The organism is Campylobacter subantarcticus LMG 24377, from assembly GCF_000816305.1.
Classification (GTDB): Bacteria; Campylobacterota; Campylobacteria; order Campylobacterales; family Campylobacteraceae; genus Campylobacter_D; species Campylobacter_D subantarcticus.
Map to the genome: position 1 here is coordinate 1,808,623 of NZ_CP007773.1, position 16,418 is coordinate 1,825,040.

Here is a 16,418-nt window from a genome sequence, read left to right on the forward strand (position 1 = left end):
ATGCTCATATTAAATACTATTTTGATTGATCAATAAATATAAAAACAAAAATTCTTGATTTTAAGAATAAAAAGGAAAAACCATCATGAAAAAACTCTCTCTTTGTATTGTAGCTATTAGCTCTTTAGTTTATGCTAATAATGGAAGTATTACCATAGTAAAAAATGATATAGAAAAGGCTATAGAGCTATCCCCTGATAGAAACCTCCCTCAAAACAAAGCTTTGAAAGAAAATCTAAAAACCAAAGATGATTATATAAAAAGCCAAGAAGCTAAAAAAGACTTTGAAGAAAAAAAGAAAGCTTTAAAAGAAAAACTACAACAAGAAGAGGAAGCTAATGAGGAAACTACTAATACAAACAATGATAAAACTAATACTAGTATAAATGATAATAATTCTAACTCAACTAATGATACTACTAATACAAACAACCAAACCAATACTAATTCTAACAATAACACCCCTACCATCAAAAAAATAAAAACCAAATACAAATTTGTCATCTCTAATAAAAATACTAGCTTTGAAAAACTAGGTATTAAAGAAGAAGATTTACAATTACTCATTAGTGAGTTTAGTACAAGAAAATTAAACTTACAAGATTTACAAGATATATCTAATATTATTGCTTATTATTTTCAAGTTAATGGCTATCCTGCAGCAACAGCTTATGTGCCCCAACAAGAATTTGAAGATAGTGTACAAATTAATATAGCCTTAGGAACACTAGGTAAATATGTAGTAAAGAATAAAACTAGCATAAAAGATCATTTCATAGAAAATAAACTTAATGAAAGAATCAAAGGTAAAATCATTTCTACTGCATTAATAGAAGATAGTGTATATAAAGTCAATGAAATGTATGGGATAACAACCCTAGCAGGATTACAAGCAGGAGAGAATATAGGAGAGACTGATGTAGTCATAGAAGTAATGCCTGATACCAAGGCTAATGTATTATTATATGCTGATAATTATGGTATTGAAAGTGCAGGGGATATTAGAGCAGGTATTAGTATGGGTTTTAATTCTATACTTAATATGGGGGATTATTATAATTTTTACTTACAATCAAGCAATGAAAAACAAATCAATTATGGAGCAAGTTATACTTTCTTTTTAGGAAATTTAAAAATTACTCCAAGTATTTCTCAAGGAACTTATTCTTTAGGTGGAATTTATGAGGGTTTAGGTTTTAGTGGTAAATCAAGAAATATTGGTATAGACTTTTCTTATCCTGTGTGGATTAATACTTATTCTTCTTTATACTTTACTTCTAGTATATATCATAAGATATTAAGTGATACTAGTTTAGATGTTATAAGCTTTGATAAGCATTCTAATGTAGGGAGTATGGGTTTAGAAGGTTTATTTAGAGGCTTTGAAAACAATACTCTTGCTTATGCTGGCAAAATAAGCATAGGTAAGGTTAATAATGATAGTGTAGATATTATATCTAATAAAGGCTTTGGTTGGTTTAGAAAATTAAATGCTAGTTTGAATAATTATTATAGTATTAATGAATACATCACCCATACACTTAATCTTAACTATCAAAAGGTATTAGGGAATTTTGAACTTGATTCTTCAGAGAGTTCATCTTTGGGTGGAGCTTATGGAGTAAGAGCTTATGATAATGGAGAGGGTGATGGAGATAATACTATAGTGGCTAATTTTGGTATAAGGGTTAATATACCTAATACTAATTTTTATTTTACTCCCTTTTATGATATAGGTTATGCTTGGTATGAAAAAAAATCATCAGATAGAAGAAGCAATGAACATTTCTTAGATGCAATAGGTTTACAAATACTTTATAATAAAGCAAATGAGTATTATATAAAATTAGATGCAGCAAGAGCGCTACATCAGTATAAATATGATGATGAACATAGAATGAAATTATATTTAAGTGGTGGGGTGTATTTTTAACTACCGCTTAAAAAATACACTCTAGTAGCTAAATCCTTAAAAGCTTTAGAGTGGATGAAACTTTGGCAGGCTTTGGACTTTGAAGTGCTTGTAAATTCGCTTTTGCTAAAAGCACTTAAAGCCTCATCTAATTGAGTTTTTAAATTTTGATTTTTAGGGTCTTTCAAAACTTGATTTTTTAAATCTGCTATATTTTGGGCTTTGTTTTTTTGAGCACTATCTACCATAAGTGCTAACAGTAAAACACTTTCTTTATCTACAAAAAGTACTTTAAAACACTGCTCATCATTTCCCACACTAAAATCAAGTTCTTTGGTAGTATTTTGCAAATTTGACAAATCTTCATTTTTTATATTTGCTATATTGCTCATTAAAGCTATACTGGAAAGGCTTTCATTTTTTAGCACATAAGAACTTACATCATTGATAAAAGTTTTTAAATTTCCTAAAGCTTGAGCTGTGCTTGCTTCATCTTTGCTTGTGCTAAATTTTGGCAGAGCAACCGCAGCTAAAACCCCAAGTATAATCACCACAAACACAAGTTCTATAACAGTAAAAGCCTTTTTCACAGTACACCTTGTAATTTTTTCACCTTAGGGCTTATAAGATCATCTTCAATACTTACAAATTCTTTACGCTCATAAGCCTCACAAGCTGCTCTTGCTATCATTAAAGCATTATCTGAACAATACTCAAGCGGAGCTAGTAAAAGTTCGCATTGATAATTTTGACATAAATGCTCTATTTGACTTCTTAAACTTAAATTTGCACTAGCTCCACCTACTATACCAAAACGTTTAAATTTATACTCTTTAAAAATTTTTTCTAGCTTATTTAAAATATGTGCTATGGCTGCTTTTTGAAATGCAAAGGCAATTTTACTTTTACGCTCCAAACTTAACTCTTCTTTTAAAATTTCTAAACGCACTTGGTTTTTAAGCCCTGAAAAGCTGTAAGCTAAATCTTTAGAATGAAGTAAGGGTATACTAAATTCTAAATTACTTTCTTTTGTATTTTTAGCTAAATTTTCTATGATAGCTCCACCTGGATAACCAAGATCCATCATCTTAGCTACTTTATCAAAACTTTCTCCAAAACTATCATCATTTGTTCTTACAAGCTCTGTGATTTTACCTTGCTCATCAATAAAAAGCACCATAGTATGCCCACCACTAACAAGTAACACCCCCATATCAAATCTAGCTTTTTTATCCAAAAACATAGAGTAGATATGCCCTTTTAAGTGGTTAATTGCTATAAGTGGCAAATTTAAACTAATAGCTAGCATTTTAGCCATAGCTACCCCACCTATCAAACTCACACTAAGACCAGGTTCATTTGTAACTGCTATGGCACAAAGTTTATCAAAGTATTTTTGGCATTTTTCTAAGATTTTAGGTAAAGCTTCACTGTGCAATCTTGCTGCAAGTTCAGGCACTACCCCGCCATAAACACTATGGGCATTTTCTTGAGAGATTTTTTTATGAAATTTACACTCGTATGTATTTTTATCTATAATCGCAATAGAACTATCATCACATGAGCTTTCTATGGCAAGAATTAAGCTTTTCATTGAAATTCCACCAAAATCGTGCCGATAAATTTATCTTTTTGCTCTGCTTTTTCTATGGCTTTTACGGGTATATTTACTTTTTTGATTTCTTTAAAATTTGTCTTTTTTTCTAAGGCTTGATTGGCTAAATTTGCATTTTTTAACTCATAAAATTCTACTCTATAAATTTTTCTTTTTTTATCTAAAGAATAACGACTTTGCATTTGATTTTTACTAATTTCTATGTCACTTTCATCACTACCCTTATCAAAGCCTATGACATTAACCCTTACACCCACAATAGAAGGAATTTTAAAGCTGTTTTTTACCATGATTTTTTGAGCAAAAGCTGTTTGTATGTTTTTTCCATCTACTATCATTTCAACGCTATCTAGGGCATTTGAAAATTCAAAGTATTCAGGATATAGTCTAGTTTGTAAGCGATTACCATAATTGATTGAGTATGAATTAGTATTTGAAATCACCGCTGTGATCTCATTACTTGCTTCATAATTTAAAGCTTGATTGATAGGGAAAGGTAAAAAATTCACTCTATTAGCAGGTTTGTCAAGATAAAGTAAAATTTTGTCATTAAATAGCCTTACCTCTAAAGGCTTTTCGATGGCTCTATAAACCCCGTTTGGAGTTAAATCAAAAGTTCTTTGAAATTCTATATTTGCTTTTTTTAGATAATACTCCACTGCCAAAAGATGATAATATACTCTTAAATGTGTAGGTAAATTTTTACTCGCTTCATTAGCGAAGGCTGCTTTGTGATTTGATACCACAAAATAAGTTAAAGCCTTTAGCATATCTTTATCATTGCTTTCTTGAGTTTTGGTATTTTTTAAATGATATTGATGTTCTTCTTTAATTAATGCTTTATTGATATTTTCCACCGCTTCTTTAGCTATACTTTCTAAATCTGCATATTTAGTAGAATTTACCTCGCTTTGATCGATGATGCTAGTATTACCCCATCGGTTTGGATTTTTATCCTTGCTTTCATATTTTGGTCTATAAAAACCACTTCCATCGTGTAAATTTATGACCATATGTACCTCAGGATCTAAAATAAGCTTTTTTATACGCTCTATAGTGTGAAAATCAGGATCACTATCGTCTATATGAGCAAATTTTCTATTGAGATCTCCAAAATTTCCCCTATTTCTAGCAATAATGCTCTCAAAGGCTAAATTTGGCGCAACAATAATTTTACCTTTAGTAATATTATAATCACTCAAAAGCAAGCTAGCAGCATGAAACCCACCTGGCTCGTCTCCTTGTATGCCTCCAAGGATTAAAACTGTGTTATTATCATCTAAACTTTTTCCATTTTCTTTTACACTAAATTCTAAAGCAAAAACCGCATTTATAAAAATCAAAATACTTAAAAAATACCTCACTTCATTTCCTTATCCAAATAAAGCCTTACTTGCTTATCATACTCAAAAACATCTTCAATTTGATTAATCTTTGGTGTACCAAAATGATCTAATGCTTTGAAAATTCCTTTAGCTATGTCTAAAAACTGTGCTTTTTGGACTAAAAATCGATACACCATATACTCATTTGCACTATTTATAATCACACCCAAATCAGGATCTTTTAAAAGTTCATCTTTAAGTGAAAATATAGGATATTTTTTTAAACTAATTTTTTCAAATTTTAAACTTGACATAGTTAGTAAATCCAAATTTTCTATAAAACTTTGATCATGCTCATCTAAAATCGCCTGAGCTATGGATAAACGCATGTTTGCATGAGAAAAATATGCACTTATCCCTCCATCTTTAAACTCACACAAAGCATGCACTAAAGACTTTCTTTCTATCAAAGCATCTATTTGCTCAATACCATAAAGATGATAAGCTTCGATGACTTCAAAAAGCTTATTACACATACTAGCACTATCTATGGTAATCTTAGCTCCCATACTCCAGTTAGGATGCTTGAGAGCTTCTTTTACGCTGACATTTTTTAAATCTTTGATTTTATAATTATAAAAAGCACCACCACTTGCTGTGATGAAAAGCTTTTTAATATCTTTTCTTTTATCTATTAAGCACTTTAGCGCTGCATGCTCACTATCTATAGCTTTAATCTTAGAAGTGTCAAAAAATTTCCCTGCTACTACTAGGCTTTCTTTGTTTGCCAAGGCTAAAGTTTTACCAAGCTTTTGCACCATAAGACTTGAACTTAAGCCTGCAAAACCTACTATAGCATTTACCACTAAAGAACTTTTGCACTCAGCTATCATCGCTTTTAAACCCTCTTGACCACAAAAAATCCTATCATGATCAACTAAGGCTTTATCTTTTTCATCTTGTATACATACAAATTTAGGCTTAAAAAGAGCTATTTGCTCATTTAAAAGCTTGATATTTTTACCACATGATAAAGCTTCTACGCTTACATTTTTTTCTTTAGCAATAAAAAGAGTATTAACTCCTATACTTCCTGTGCTTCCAAGTATAATCATACTAAAATTGCCATTGCAAATGCTGCAATGATAACAGCATCAATTCTATCTAAAACTCCCCCATGCCCTGGGATTAAATTACCACTATCTTTAATGCCTGCTTGTCTTTTAAAATAACTCTCAAGTAAATCACCTATCACAGCAAAAATAGCTACAATTAAAGTTATATAAATACTTTTTATTAAGCTAAATTCAAAAGAGCCTATGATAGTTCCTAAAATTCCTGCGCAAACTATGCCACCTACAACTCCTTCTAAAGTTTTATTTGGACTTGTTGGAGAAAAAGCTCTCTCGCCAATTAACTTTCCTATAAAATACGCTCCACTATCACAAGCAATAACAATCACTATAAGCCAAAACAATACAAACATACCCTCATAGCTTAATACCTGATAAAGCATTAAAATAGGCAAAGTGGGATATATATAAGGCATAAGTTCATTTAAATTTTCACTTTTTTTATAAACTAAATATCCCAAAATCAAAATCAAAGCCATAAGGCCCACAAAGAAAGGTTTATCTAAAAATGCTCCTATTGTAAAAATACACAAAGCCACAAAAACACTTGCATATTTGCTTTTAAACATAGCTTTTGCTTCATTAAATGCCAAAAACAATAAAACACCAAAAATCGCAAAATTAATCAAAAAATTATCCACCAAAGCAACAACAGCTATCACAACTATCATCACAATAGCACTAAAAATTCTTGTCTTTGAAAACATTTTCATCCTTTCTATATACTTAAATCAAGCAAATGAGAGCTTTTTTTAACCACTTCTTGTTCTTTATCTTCTTGTTCTTCATCTTCTTGTTCTTGATGATGTTTAGAATGCTTCTTTTCCTCCTCTTGTCTTTCTTTTATTTCATCACTTACTTCATGGGTTTGATTAACTTTTTCAAGTTTTTCGACCGCTTTTTCTTTTGCTTGAAATTCACTCATATTTACTAAAGTCGCAAAAGAATCTTTTGCTAATTCATTACTCACTTGCGCTGAATGTACCGGTGCATTTTGGTTAGCATAATTAACGCCACCTATGGGACTTATAGGCATACTCACTCCTTTAAAATGCTTATAGTCTTATAATTTGTATAATTTACAAAAGCCTTCTCTCTCACCTTAACAAAATTCTTACTCGTATAATCGACCAAATAAGTTCCAGAGCTTAACTTGGAAAATTCCACACAAAGCTTTGCGGCAAATTCTAGCACTAATTGACTTATTTTTAATTTATTTGAAGTGATGATCACATGTGCACTAGGATAATCTTTCACATGCAGCCAAACATCATCTTTTTTTGCCATTTTTAATAAATACTCATTAGCTTTTTCATTGCGTCCTACGCTGATTTTAAACTCATCAAAATAAAAACTACCAACTCCTGCATTTAACTCTTCTTTTTTAGTTTTTTTAGTTTTTTTAGGCATTAAAACTTCTAATTCTCGCAAAGAAGTGCTTTTAGCAATCAAATCTTTTAAATTGATTAAAAAATCAAGTTTTTCATTTAAAATTTCTCTTTCTATATTGATATTTTTGGCTTTTTGTTTTAACTTTTTCGTCATTTTATAAAATTCATTCGCACTATTTTTAGGAGTATCTTCGAGTTTAAAAGCAAGTTCATTTGCATTAAAATCTTGCAAAATAAATTCTCTTTGATAATCTTTTAAAGAATTTAAATTAGCAAATAAAACATCTGCTTTTTGGCTTAATTCTTGAGCCTTTTTTAATAAATTACTTTCTTGTTCTAAATTTTCTATGCTTTTTTTAAGACTTAGAAATTTTTTATCTATATTTAAAAGTTTATTTTCTTTAATATCTTTTAAGCGATCTTGCTGTAACTTTTTAGCACTTTCTTTAAAATACACATTAAAATCATTAATTTTTACAAATTCTTCTTTAATTTCATAAGCTTTTAAAGCTTGGAGTTTTTCACCGATCTTCACAATGCGGTAGCTTTTGTCTATGTGGCGTAAAGCTTCTATGATGATATCATCAGTATCTGTGATAATAGCATTAGTATTTTTTCCTGTAAATTCAAAATAAATCTTAGCTCCATAAGCTTTGTAAGATTTTTCCGATAAAACTTCAAAAGATAAAATTCTATTATTTTCTAGCACTTCTAAATTTAAAATCTTTGCATTAGAAAAGTATTTTTTTAACATAAAGTCAAAAGGAGCATTGTAGGTTTTTGCTTGAATTTTGTCTTGATAAATTCCACTTTTGCCACGACTTAAATCAACAATAAAAATACGATGATCTAAGCTAAGCTCTAAGATGTTATCATCAAGGCGTTTAAGGTAATTTACCCTTTGGAATTGCTGAAAATAATCTTTTATTTGTATTAAATCTGTATATTTCATAAATGTATTATAAAATATTTTGATGAATTTATAGAGGTTTTTATGAGTGAAAAAATTTCCTATCCTTGTGTGATCTTGTGTGGTGGAAAATCTTCACGCATGGGAGAAGACAAAAGCTTACTACAAGTAGATGATCGCAATCTAACTCTTTATCAGTATGAAAAAATGCTAGAAATTTTTACTCATGTTTTTATCAGTACAAAAGAAAATAAATTTCACCAGCAAAACCTCGCACTCATTTTAGATGATAATCCTGATATTTATTCTCCGCTTGTGGCTTTAAATTCTATATTGAAGCATTTTCAAAATACCTATGTGTTTATCCTAAGTGTAGATACTCCCAATATAAGCAAAAAAAGTATCTATATGCTTTTTCATCAACTAAAATCACAAAACATACTTCTTGCAAGTACAAAAGAACACAAACACTATTTATGTGGATTTTACCACACTAAAGTACTCAAGCAAAGTTTGCAATTTATACAAAAAAACAATCATAAATTAGCTCTTTTTTGCTCGCAGATGAAGACAGAATTTATTAACTTTGAAAACGAAGAAGAATTTATCAACTTGAATTATTTTAGTGAGTATGAAAAATGGAGACACTTAAAACTAAAAACCTAAAAAGGCTTTTAGTTGATTAAAGCAAGCAAAAGGCTATAATGCTACCCAAAATAAGCAAAGAGCCGTTAAAACATAAAAAGGTTGGTATACAAGTATCTTTGATATGATCACCTTGCCTATCTGCATTAAGCCCTACACTCACCCCCAAAGTCGTTTCACTAGCAGGCGATCCTGCATCGCCCAAAGCTCCAGCAACACCGATGATAAAAATAATTGCAGCAGGTGAAAAACCAAGCTCTATACATATAGGACAAAATAAAGCAGCAATGATAGGAATGGTCCCAAACGAACTTCCTATACCTATGGTGATCAAAAGTCCAATTGCCAACATGATAAAAATAGCTAAAAAGTGGCTTTGCTCCATAAAAGGCACACTTGTTTTTACAAGCTCAGCTATACCCCCACTTTGTTTTAAAACCTCTCCATACCCTGAAGCAACAAGCATCACAAAAGCGATATAACCCATAATCTTAAGCCCATCATCAAAGACTAGATTAACCTTATTATACTCTACTCCGCCTAAAACCACCATCAAAACAAAACCCAAAAGCCCTGATAAAGGTAAGTTGTGAGTTAGAATTTGCAAAATCAAAGTCAAACTAAGACCAGCCAAAACACCCCACTCTTTTTTACTCATTTTTAAATTTTCAAAATCCATTTTTGCAATTTGTTCTTCTTGATATTCTCTTGGTTTAGCATAAAACACAAATACAGCCAAAAACAAACCAACTAACATACAAATTGCCGCAAAAGCCATTGTTTGAGAAACCTCCCCTAGGCTAATTTGCACTCCGTTGGAGTTTAGATTATCTACAAGTAGGGTTTGAAAAATAAGTCCAAACCCCAAAGGCATAACCATATAAGGCGTGGTAAGACCAAAGGTTAGCGCACAAGCTATGGCTCTACGGTCTATTTTTAGTTTATTAAAAAGTTTCAGCAAAGGCGGAATCAACAAAGGCACAAAGGCCACATGAATAGGGATTAAATTTTGTGAAAAACAAGCAATTAATGCCAAAGAAAGTATAAGTAAGTATTTTTTGTGTGAAATATAATGCGAAACTATTTTAATCAAATATGCTGTTAGATTAGTTTTTGATATAGCAGCAGCCACCGCTCCAAGCAAAATATAACTTAGCGCTGTTTGCAAATTTCCTTGCATACCATCAATTAAAACTTTCATAGAATCCATCATCGCTTGCGGAAGTTGAGTAAAAAATTCCACTAAACTCAAATGCCCCATATGCATAAATTTAGACCAAACACCTACAAAAAGCCCTGAAAGTAAAACACTAAGTAAAACATTGAATCTAAAAAAACACAAAAGCGTCATCAATACAACGCCTACAAAAACCGGATTAGTTAAAAGCATTACATTCCTTGAAATCAAAATAATTGCACATTTTAAATAATTTTCTTTAAAATACCTTTTAAGTTGACAAAATTTAAGCAAAAATTGCAAAATAAAAGCATAAAATGATAGTTTTTACTTTAAAAAAGGATACAAATGAGAAGTGACGCGATCAAAAAAGGACATCTAAAAGCACCCAATCGCTCTTTACTTAGGGCATGTGGCTTAAATGATGAGGATTTTGACAAACCTTTTATAGGTGTTGCAAATAGCTATATAGATATCATTCCGGGACATTTTTTCTTAAACGAATACGCAAAGATCATCAAAGATGAAATTCGTAAAAGCGGTTGTATTCCTTTTGAATTTAACACCATAGGCGTAGATGATGGTATAGCTATGGGGCATGATGGTATGCTTTATTCTCTACCAAGTCGTGAAATCATTGCAAATTCTATTGAAACGGTAATGAATGCTCATCAACTTGATGCGTTAATTTGTATCCCAAATTGCGATAAAATTACTCCAGGTATGCTCATGGGAGCTTTAAGGGTAAATGTACCAACCATTTTTGTGAGTGGTGGTCCTATGAAAGCGGGCATAAACAAACATGGAGAAAAAATCAGCCTTAGCTCGGTTTTTGAAGCAGTGGGAGCTTATGAGGCAAACAAAATCGATGAAGATGATCTAAAAGACATAGAATGTAAAGCTTGTCCAAGTGGTGGATCTTGCTCGGGTATGTTTACTGCTAATTCCATGAATACCTTGTGTGAAGCTATGGGTATAGCACTAGAAGGTAATGGAACGATTTTAGCACTTAGCAAAGAAAGAGAAGATCTTTTGAGAAAGGCTGCGCGTAGAATTTGCGAAATCGCCCTAGATGAGCGTTTTAAAATTCGCAATATTATCACCAAAAAATCTATCAACAATGCCCTAATCGTAGATATGGCAATGGGAGGAAGCTCCAATACCATCTTACATATGCTTGCCATTGCTTATGAAGCTGGCGTTAAATTAGACATAAAAGAACTCAACCATATTAGTGCCAATGTAGCCCATATAGCCAAAATTGCTCCATCTCTAAATACTGTTTATATGGAAGATATCCACAAAGCAGGTGGGGTAAGCGCTGTCATAGCAGAAATAGCTAAAAAACCTGGACATATTTTAGAACTTGATGCATTAGATATCAACGGAAAAACATTAAAAGAACGCATTGAAGATGCTAGCATTAAAGATGAAACCATTATAAGAAAAATCAACAATGCTTATTCTAATGTAGGTGGACTTGCTATACTTTTTGGAAATTTAGCCGAGCAAGGTTGTGTGATAAAAACAGCAGGTATTATGGGTGAGCGTAAATTCAAGGGCAAAGCAGTTTGTTTTAACTCTCAAGAAGAAGCAATTAAGGGCATTATAAAAGGCAAAGTTAAAGAAGGTGATATATGCGTGATACGCTATGAAGGACCAAAAGGCGGCCCTGGCATGCAAGAAATGCTTAGTCCAACTTCTTTACTCACTGGCATGGGGCTTGGTGCCAAAGTCGCACTCATCACCGATGGACGTTTTAGTGGTGCTACAAGAGGACTTAGCATAGGACACATCTCTCCAGAAGCTGCAGAAGGTGGGCTTATAGCACTTTTAGAAGATGGCGATGAAATAGAAATTGATGTAGATGCTTATAGTATCAATGCAAATTTAACCCAAGAAGAACTTATAAAACGCAAAGCAAATTTTAAAATACCTCACAAACAAGTCCATTCAAGATGGCTTAAAATGTATCAAAAACTTGTGAGCAATGCTAGTAAAGGCGGGATTTTGGATGTAGAACAATTTTCTTAATTTCTAAAAGAAATTAAGAAGTAATTTTATAAATGTAAAATAAAATACGAAAATCATGTTAAAGTGGCCGGGAGAAAGGGATTCGAACCCCTGGAGGTGTGACCCTCAACGGTTTTCAAGACCGCCGCTTTCGACCACTCAGCCATCTCCCGTAGAAAATAACAATACCAAATACAATATCGCATTGGAGGCGACATCCGGATTCGAACCGGAGATCAAGGCTTTGCAGGCCCATGCCTTACCGCTTGGCTATATCGCCTTGAGTTACCAAAAAGTGGTGCCCGAGGCCGGACTTGAACCGGCACGGAAGAAAAATTCCGAGGGATTTTAAGTCCCTTGTGTCTACCAATTCCACCACCCGGGCAGGTGATAAATGGAGCGGGAAACGAGATTCGAACTCGCGACCCCAACCTTGGCAAGGTTGTGCTCTACCCCTGAGCTATTCCCGCTTTTAAAACTGAAATTATACTTATTAAAACTTAAATATACATAAAATACAAAAACTATGATATTCAAAATATTTAATTTTATTTTTAATCTATTTTGGAATATTCTTACAAGTCAGAAAAAAATAAAAAGGATTAAAAATGTTTAAATTTAACAGTTTATCTAGCAAGTTAACTATAATAACTTGTTCTTTAATAGCTATAATTTTAGTTATAGTTAACATGATTAATTATTATCAATCTAAGCAAAACATAAGTTATTATTTAGAAGAAATTAAGAAGAAAACTATGCTTGATGTTAACGAAGCCTTTAAAATTTATTCAATTAGTAAAAGATCTGCTATTTCATCAATTGTTACTTATATAGAAAATTCAAATCTACAAGCAGAAGAATTGTTTGATGTTTTAGAAACTGTTCGATCAGCAGGTGGATTTAATGTAACTTATATTGGTTTTGAAAAAGATGGAAGGTTGTATCAATCTGATAAAATCATTAGAAGCTTAGAGACTACAGGTTTTGATGCCAGAACTAGACCGTGGTATAAAGATGCAAAATCAACAGGAAATCTTGTAGTATCTGATCCTTATAATAGCGTAAATAGTAAAGATGGATTGACTATATCTTATTCAGTGCCTATTTACAAGAATGGTAAGCTAATAGCGGTAGTTGGTGGTGATTATAATCTCCATACTTTCTCTAAAGATGTTTTAGCTCTAGGCCACTCTCAAAGTTCTTATGCAGCAGTATATGATAAAGAAGGTACTATTATTTTTCATGAAGATAAAGAAAAAATGCTTACCAAAACTGATTTAAGTTTAAATATAGCCAATGCTATTAAAGCAAATCCTGATTTAATTAACCCGACCAAAGAAGAAACCTTATTCTATGCTAAAGATGGAGTAGGTAAAACACAAGTTATTGCGTGTAATCAAAGTTTAAATCCTAAATACATAGTTTGTTCTATTACAGATGAATCTATGTACACTAATGCGGTTAATAAAGTTTTATTCCAACAAGTTATTATCGCATTAATAGCTATAGCTATAGCCTTACTTTTAATAAGATTTGCTGTTATAAAAAACTTAAAACCTATCGCAGTTATCACCACCGGTCTTAACTCCTTCTTTGATTTTATCAATCATAAAACCAAAGATTCAGCTATGATTGATGTAAAAAGTAATGATGAACTTGGTGCTATGGCTAAAGCCATTAATGAAAACATCACTAAGACTAAAAATGCATTAGAACAAGATGCTAAAGCTGTAGAACAATCAGTAGATACAGCTAAAGAAATAGAAAGTGGCAATTTAATGGTGAGAATTACTGCAAATCCTGCTAATCCTCAACTTATAGAATTAAAAAATGTTTTAAATGATATGCTAAGCGTATTAGAACAAAAAGTAGGTTCTAATATGAATGAAATTAATAGAGTGTTTGATAGCTATAAAGCATTAGACTTTACCACTGAAGTTAAAAATGCTAAAGGCGGGGTTGAAGTAACTACAAATGTATTAGGTCAAGAAATTGTAGCTATGTTAAGACAATCCTCTGAATTTGCTTCTTTATTAGCAGATGAAAGTGGTAAATTACAAAGTGCAGTTAAAGACTTAACTGATTCTTCATCCTCTCAAGCTTCTTCTTTAGAAGAAACAGCAGCAGCGCTAGAAGAGATTACTTCTTCCATGCAAAATGTTTCGCATAAAACTAGTGAAGTAATTGCTCAAAGTGAAGAGATTAAAAATGTTACTTCTATTATTGGAGATATTGCAGATCAAATTAACCTACTTGCATTAAATGCTGCTATTGAAGCTGCAAGAGCTGGTGAGCATGGTAGAGGATTTGCTGTTGTTGCAGATGAAGTTAGAAATCTAGCTGAAAGAACTCAAAAGTCTTTGGGTGAGATTGAAGCTAATACTAATATCTTAGTTCAATCTATCAATGAAATGGGTGAAAGTATTAAAGAACAAACTACAGGTATTACTCAAATTAATGATGCAGTAGCTCAAATTGATCATGTAACTCAAGAAAATCTTAAAATAGCTAAAGATAGTGCAGTAATTTCTGATAATGTTAATAAGATAGCTAATGATATTTTAGAAGATGCTAGGAAGAAAAAATTTTAATTGATTGTTAGCAAGCTTTTAGCTTGCTAATGATTAGTCGCTCTTAAATATTATTTTTTACAATCATTCATTAAAAAACAGTTTTTTATATTTAAATATTGTTGAAAATAGTGCGTAATAATTCCGCCTTAATTTACAATCTGTAAAACAAGGAGAAATTAATATGAAAAAAACAGCAAAAACATTAACAGGAAAATTAACTTTTTTTTGTTTTTTAGCAATTATAGCTATTTTGCTTGTAGCTAACGCTTTTAACTATGTTGAAGTAAAATATGATGTGCAAAAACTCATCAATGATATACAAGTTAAAACCATGCAGGATGTTCTAAAAAATTTTGATGACTATGCTACTTCAAGAAGTGATGCTATCAAATCAGTTGCTTCTGAGCTACAAAAAAATCCAAACGCAAGCTTAGATGAAATTTACACCATGGTAAAAATTGCAAAAGAGGCAAGTCGTTTTGATGTATTGTATGTAGGACTTGCTCATGATGGCACTATGATAAGATCCAATGGCAATCATCAAATGCCCTCTAGTGGATACGACCCAAGAACTAGAGCTTGGTATACAAGTGTTGCTTCTGGGGAAGACAAAATAGTAATATCAAAACCTTATATTGCTCCCAGTTTAAAAACACCTTCATTATCTTTTTCGTATCCTATAGTTATAAATGGTAAATTTATTGGCGCTGTTGGTGGAAATTATGATTTAAATACATTCTCTAAAAATGTATTATCAATGGGTAGATCGCAAAGTGGTTATACTGTAGTTTTAGACAATGATGGAACTATACTCTTTAATGAATCATCTGAAGTATTATTAACAAAAAATGATTTAAGTCAGAATATTGCAAAAACTTATCTTTCAACTCCTGAAGGAAAAGAAGGAAAAATTTCTAATGAACCCATGTTAATTGATGATGGAAATGCTCCTCGTAAAGCAGTAATTTGTCAAAAATCATCAACAGGTTACAATGTTTGTGTAATAGCAGATGAAAAAATTTATAAAGATCCGGTCAATAAAGTCTTAATTCAGCAAATTATTATTGGGATTATAAGCTTAGTAATTGCTCTTACGGCTATAAGATTTATGATTAATTATTATCTCTCTCCACTCCAAAAAATCCAAACCGGTCTTAACTCCTTCTTTGATTTTATCAATCATAAAACCAAAGATTCAGCTATGATTGATGTAAAAAGTAATGATGAACTTGGTGCTATGGCTAAAGCCATTAATGAAAACATCACTAAGACTAAAAATGCATTAGAACAAGATGCTAAAGCTGTAGAACAATCAGTAGATACAGCTAAAGAAATAGAAAGTGGCAATTTAATGGTGAGAATTACTGCAAATCCTGCTAATCCTCAACTTATAGAATTAAAAAATGTTTTAAATGATATGCTAAGCGTATTAGAACAAAAAGTAGGTTCTAATATGAATGAAATTAATAGAGTGTTTGATAGCTATAAAGCATTAGACTTTACCACTGAAGTTAAAAATGCTAAAGGCGGGGTTGAAGTAACTACAAATGTATTAGGTCAAGAAATTGTAGCTATGTTAAGACAATCCTCTGAATTTGCTTCTTTATTAGCAGATGAAAGTGGTAAATTACAAAGTGCAGTTAAAGACTTAACTGATTCTTCATCCTCTCAAGCTTCTTCTTTAGAAGAAACAGCAGCAGCGCTAGAAGAGATTACTTCTTCCA

At 31.6% G+C, this 16,418-nt stretch carries 11 protein-coding genes, 4 tRNA genes and 3 pseudogenes; 6 read left to right on the forward strand and 12 right to left on the reverse strand.

Translation table 11 applies throughout. The features are described 5' to 3' along the window. The first annotated feature begins 85 nt into the window (after positions 1–85). The gene (locus CSUB8523_RS09240; protein WP_043020292.1) at positions 86–1,933 is read left to right on the forward strand and encodes a ShlB/FhaC/HecB family hemolysin secretion/activation protein; all 1,848 of its coding nucleotides are present in this window, start codon (positions 86–88) and stop codon (positions 1,931–1,933) included. On the opposite strand, the gene CSUB8523_RS09245 is transcribed toward CSUB8523_RS09240, so the two are convergent. From CSUB8523_RS09245 to CSUB8523_RS09275, 7 genes are read right to left on the reverse strand one after another with little or no spacing between them, the layout of a single operon-like run. Then, the gene (locus CSUB8523_RS09245; protein ID WP_043020293.1) at positions 1,930–2,502 is read right to left on the reverse strand and encodes a type II secretion system protein; all 573 of its coding nucleotides are present in this window, start codon (positions 2,500–2,502) and stop codon (positions 1,930–1,932) included. The two genes, CSUB8523_RS09240 and CSUB8523_RS09245, sit on opposite strands and share 4 nt — an antisense overlap. Continuing rightward, positions 2,499–3,506 (reverse strand): tRNA (adenosine(37)-N6)-threonylcarbamoyltransferase complex transferase subunit TsaD, encoded by a 1,008-nt coding sequence (gene tsaD / locus CSUB8523_RS09250; protein ID WP_039664694.1) that lies wholly within the window; start codon positions 3,504–3,506, stop codon positions 2,499–2,501. The genes CSUB8523_RS09245 and tsaD overlap by 4 nt, the downstream gene beginning before the upstream one ends. Next, a complete protein-coding gene (locus tag CSUB8523_RS09255; protein WP_039664695.1) occupies positions 3,503–4,891 on the reverse strand; it encodes a M99 family carboxypeptidase catalytic domain-containing protein in 1,389 nt (462 codons plus the stop codon). The genes tsaD and CSUB8523_RS09255 overlap by 4 nt, the downstream gene beginning before the upstream one ends. Then, on the reverse strand, positions 4,888–5,967 hold the full coding sequence (gene dxr, locus CSUB8523_RS09260; protein WP_043020294.1) for a 1-deoxy-D-xylulose-5-phosphate reductoisomerase: 1,080 nt from the start codon (positions 5,965–5,967) through the stop codon (positions 4,888–4,890). Before dxr ends, CSUB8523_RS09255 begins: the two co-directional genes overlap by 4 nt. Next, entirely contained in the window at positions 5,964–6,692 is a 729-nt protein-coding gene (locus CSUB8523_RS09265) for a phosphatidate cytidylyltransferase (RefSeq protein WP_043020295.1), read from the reverse strand. The genes dxr and CSUB8523_RS09265 overlap by 4 nt, the downstream gene beginning before the upstream one ends. 11 nt (positions 6,693–6,703) lie before the next feature. Continuing rightward, the gene (locus CSUB8523_RS09270) at positions 6,704–7,021 is read right to left on the reverse strand and encodes a hypothetical protein (protein ID WP_043020296.1); all 318 of its coding nucleotides are present in this window, start codon (positions 7,019–7,021) and stop codon (positions 6,704–6,706) included. 2 nt (positions 7,022–7,023) lie between these two features. Further along, positions 7,024–8,328, reverse strand: a complete 1,305-nt coding sequence (locus CSUB8523_RS09275) for an NFACT RNA binding domain-containing protein (protein ID WP_043020297.1) — start codon at positions 8,326–8,328, stop codon at positions 7,024–7,026. A gap of 42 nt (positions 8,329–8,370) precedes the next feature. Between CSUB8523_RS09275 and mobA the strand changes: the two genes are divergently transcribed. After that, positions 8,371–8,952, forward strand: coding sequence for a molybdenum cofactor guanylyltransferase (mobA, locus tag CSUB8523_RS09280; protein WP_043020298.1), 582 nt, complete (start codon positions 8,371–8,373; stop codon positions 8,950–8,952). Between the two features lie 16 nt (positions 8,953–8,968). On the opposite strand, the gene CSUB8523_RS09285 is transcribed toward mobA, so the two are convergent. Further along, positions 8,969–10,321 carry a Na+/H+ antiporter family protein gene (locus CSUB8523_RS09285; RefSeq protein ID WP_043020299.1) on the reverse strand — a complete coding sequence of 451 codons (1,353 nt, stop codon included), beginning with the start codon at positions 10,319–10,321 and terminating at the stop codon, positions 8,969–8,971. 135 nt (positions 10,322–10,456) lie between these two features. Here CSUB8523_RS09285 and ilvD point away from each other — a divergent pair, with 135 nt between their 5' ends. After that, complete coding sequence (ilvD, locus tag CSUB8523_RS09290) at positions 10,457–12,142, forward strand: dihydroxy-acid dehydratase (protein ID WP_043020300.1); 1,686 nt, start codon at positions 10,457–10,459, stop codon at positions 12,140–12,142. Between the two features lie 64 nt (positions 12,143–12,206). Here ilvD and CSUB8523_RS09295 read toward each other — a convergent pair. The 4 genes from CSUB8523_RS09295 to CSUB8523_RS09310 form a co-directional block, all read right to left on the reverse strand. Then, a tRNA-Ser gene (locus CSUB8523_RS09295) sits at positions 12,207–12,294 on the reverse strand. A 33-nt stretch (positions 12,295–12,327) separates the two neighbouring features. Then, positions 12,328–12,401, reverse strand: a tRNA-Cys gene (locus tag CSUB8523_RS09300). A 16-nt stretch (positions 12,402–12,417) separates the two neighbouring features. Further along, positions 12,418–12,506, reverse strand: a tRNA-Leu gene (locus CSUB8523_RS09305). Between the two features lie 10 nt (positions 12,507–12,516). Beyond that, positions 12,517–12,591 (reverse strand) — tRNA-Gly (locus CSUB8523_RS09310). Positions 12,592–12,876: 285 nt separating this feature from the next. Here CSUB8523_RS09310 and CSUB8523_RS10740 point away from each other — a divergent pair. From CSUB8523_RS10740 to CSUB8523_RS10750, 3 pseudogenes are all read left to right on the forward strand, one after another. Continuing rightward, positions 12,877–13,464 (forward strand): annotated as a pseudogene (locus tag CSUB8523_RS10740) (PDC sensor domain-containing protein); the annotation flags it as partial. An 855-nt stretch (positions 13,465–14,319) separates the two neighbouring features. After that, positions 14,320–14,712, forward strand: a pseudogene (locus CSUB8523_RS10745) (methyl-accepting chemotaxis protein); the annotation flags it as partial. 313 nt (positions 14,713–15,025) lie between these two features. Then, positions 15,026–15,562 (forward strand): annotated as a pseudogene (locus tag CSUB8523_RS10750) (cache domain-containing protein); the annotation flags it as partial. Between the last annotated feature and the right edge of the window lie 856 nt (positions 15,563–16,418).